Source organism: Acidisphaera rubrifaciens HS-AP3 (assembly GCF_000964365.1).
GTDB classification, from domain to species: Bacteria; Pseudomonadota; Alphaproteobacteria; order Acetobacterales; family Acetobacteraceae; genus Acidisphaera; species Acidisphaera rubrifaciens.
Genome location: NZ_BANB01000824.1, coordinates 1 through 1,898, shown reverse-complemented (window position 1 = coordinate 1,898; position 1,898 = coordinate 1). Strand labels below are relative to the sequence as shown.

General features: G+C 73.2%; 2 protein-coding genes. Both read right to left on the bottom strand.

Going from position 1 to position 1,898, the window contains the following annotated elements; translation table 11 throughout:
• On the bottom strand, positions 1–207 hold a 207-nt coding region (locus B8460_RS18195; protein ID WP_048863036.1), incomplete at its 3' end, for a hypothetical protein.
• The coding region (locus tag B8460_RS18190) for a NirA family protein (protein ID WP_048863035.1) at positions 204–1,898 on the bottom strand (1,695 nt) is incomplete at its 5' end. The genes B8460_RS18195 and B8460_RS18190, both read right to left, overlap by 4 nt.

Sequence of the window (1,898 nt, the reverse complement as noted above, 5' to 3'; positions counted from 1 at the left end):
CGCCAGCCGCTCGGCGAGGTCGAGCGCCGGGTCGTGCCAGGGAAACGCCGCCTCCGGCGCGGGCGCGGGCGCGGCGGCGGTGGAAACCTGGCCGGCGGCGGCGCCGCCGTACAGGCCGGCGAGGAAGCCGTTGAGCCAGGCGCGCTGGTCGGGCGTGAACGGCGCGGTCTCCGGGATCAGGGGCATCGGCGGCGTGACTGCGTTCATCCGGCCGATTCCAGTACCTCTGCCCCCATGTCCGCTGCCGTGGTGGCGCCCGTGGTCGCCGCCAGCAGGGTCGCCTCGTCCTGCCGCCCGGACCAGGACCAGAAGCTCTCCCCGTCCGCGCGCTGTCCGATCCACGCGCGCAGCAGTGCCAGGATGGCCGGCGCGACTTCCGCGACCGCGAGCCGTGGCCGGATCAGGCGGCCGATGCGTCCCTCCGCCCCGGCGCCGCCGCCGACATGCAGGTCGTAGCCCTCGATCAGGTCCTCGCCCTGTTCGACCTTGCAGGCGAGCAGGCCGATATCGGCGATGAAGTGCTGGGCGCAGGAGTGGTGGCAGCCGGTCAGGTGGATGTTGATCGGCGCGTCGATTGCGATGCGGGCATCGAGCCAGTCGGCGAGCGCGGCGGCGTGGCGCTTGGTGTCGCCGGCGGCGAACTTGCACCCCGCGCTGCCGGTGCATGCGACGAGGCCGCCGCGCAGCGCCGATGTTTCCCAGCCGAGCCCGAGCGCGGCGATGTCCGCCAGCGCCGCGTCGAGCCGCTCGCGCGGTATGTCGCCGATGAGCAGGTTCTGCCAGACGGTGAGACGGAGCGTGCCCGTGCCGTGCCGCGCCGCGATCGCCGCGAGGCCGCGCAGCCGCGCGCTGGTCAGACGCCCGACCGGCGTCGCGATGCCGACATAGGCGAGCCCCGGCTGTTTCTGGTCGTGGATGCCGAGATGGCCGTGCTTCTGCCGCGGCGGCCGTGGGGCGAGGGCGGCGTCCGTCACGCGCGCGAGCTTGCTGCCGAGGATTTCCTCCACGGCGTCGAGGAAGCGCGGGACTCCCCAGGCATCGAGCAGATATTTGAGCCGCGCGCGGGTGCGGTCGGTGCGCGTGCCCTCGGCGATGAAGACGCGGATGATGGCGTCGGTGACACGCACCGCGTCGTCCGGCGGCACGATCACGCCGGTCGCGCGCGCGAGGTCGCGATGGCCGGTGATGCCGCCGAGGCCGAGCAGATAATAGGTGCCGGGGGCGACGCCGTGCCCGTCGGCAACGGCGACCGCGTTCCAGGCAACGTCGTTGGTGTCCTCCAGCACCGGAATGCGGCCACCGCCGTCGAAGGCGACGTTGAACTTGCGCGGCAGGCCGTAAAGGTCGCGGGTGTTCAGGATGTGGTGATGCAGGGCGCGGGTATGCGGCCGCGTATCCAGCAGCTCCTGCGGGTCGATGCCGGCGGTCGGGCTGCCGGTCACGTTGCGCACGTTGTCCGCGCCGGACCCGCGCGCGGTAAGACCGAGATCGGCGAGGCGCATCAGCACCTCGGGCGCCGCTCCCGCGGGGATTTCGCGCAGTTGCAGGTTGGCGCGGGTGGTGATGTCCGCGTACCCGCCGGCGCGGTCATCGGCGAGGTCGGCGATGCCGTGAAGCTGATGGGCGGACAGGATGCCGCCCGGGATGCGCAGCCGGCACATGTAGCTGTCCTGCGCCGGGGCGACGTAGAACAGGCCGTGGTATTTCGTGAGGAAGACGTCGGTTCCCCTGGGGAAGCGTCCCTCGGCGGCGCGGGCGGCGAGTTCGTCCCAGCGGTCCAGAGGGTGCTTCCTGCGCTTGGCGTCCTCCTCGGCGACCAGGCGGCCGCCGGCGGCGAGGACACGATCCTGCGCCGCGCGCTGCGGGTCGCCGGCCGCGTCGCCGGCCCCGCCCGCGTC